The sequence below is a fragment of the Oleiphilus sp. HI0128 genome, assembly GCF_001635365.1.
In genome coordinates this window covers 1-1008 of the sequence record NZ_LWGG01001303.1, presented here as the reverse complement: position 1 = coordinate 1008, position 1008 = coordinate 1, and the positions used below count along the sequence as shown (strand labels likewise).

The 1008-nt window shown below is 43.5% G+C and carries 1 protein-coding gene; it reads right to left on the bottom strand.

Annotated features, from left to right (window positions below; translation table 11 throughout):
* Positions 1–1008, bottom strand: a 1008-nt coding sequence (locus A3763_RS21805; RefSeq protein WP_156495251.1) for an RNB domain-containing ribonuclease, incomplete at both ends; no start/stop codon positions are given.

The window sequence follows — 1008 nt, the reverse complement described above, 5'->3', positions numbered from 1 at the left end:
CTGCTTGGTCGAGTTGGAAGGACTGCTCTTTGTTGGTGATGCAAAGCAGGTCTTGGTTAAAGCTATACTTCCCTTCCATCTCCTTGGTTGAGACAAATCCTTCAATACCTGTTTCTGCTAGACGAACTTGAAAACCAGAAGAAAAGACACGATGAATCGTAGCATTTAAGGTTTGTTTGTTCTTAGCTAAATACTGGCACTTCAGCCATTGCTCAACATCATAGACGGCACTTTTGGCTTTACTCGAATTCTCACTTAATGCTTCTATTTGAGCTTCGTTAATGTAGCTTTCATTGTTGGCTGCAATCGCATCGAGTTGGCGGTGTACTAAAAAGTCACTGGCTTTTCTAAGGGGGGAGGTGAAGTTGCAATACTGCTGCAATCCCATGCCGAAGTGAGGCGCAGGTTCTAGGCTTAGCTGGCTTTTCTCTAACTGGCGAGAAATAAGTAGTTGGTAGCGAGTTAACTCATCATTACTGGAAAGCTGTTTTGATAGTTCAACAAAGCTGTCTAAAGACGCTAAAGAATCTTCTTTGTACTCAGGAATGTTTTCTTGCAGTACTTTATCCAAGCTTTCCAAGCGATCGGCACGTATGCCTTTATGGCTAATGTAGATACCGGGAAGTTTGCTTTTGGAAATGAGTTCTGCGATGCAACAGTTTGCAGCGACCATCGCTTCTTCAACTATACGGTGAGCGCTGGAGAATACTTTCTGTTTGATCTCTGCAATCTTTCCCTGGTCATTCAGCTCGAGGTAGAACTCTTGACGGTCTTTTTGAATCAGGTTGTGCTTGTTGCGGAATTCTGATCGTTTATCGGCAATAGTCTTAAGNTGCTTCAGGCTTTCCTGAATATCGCTGCTGCACTCGTCTAGCGCTTCGCCTTGGTCAATAAAGCTGCCAACGACTTCGTAACTAAGCTTTTTATGAGATTGAATAAGCGCTTGTTCTAGCTCGTAGCTTTCGATATCTCCAGTCTCACTTACAGTCGCTTTTACTACTTTGGCCA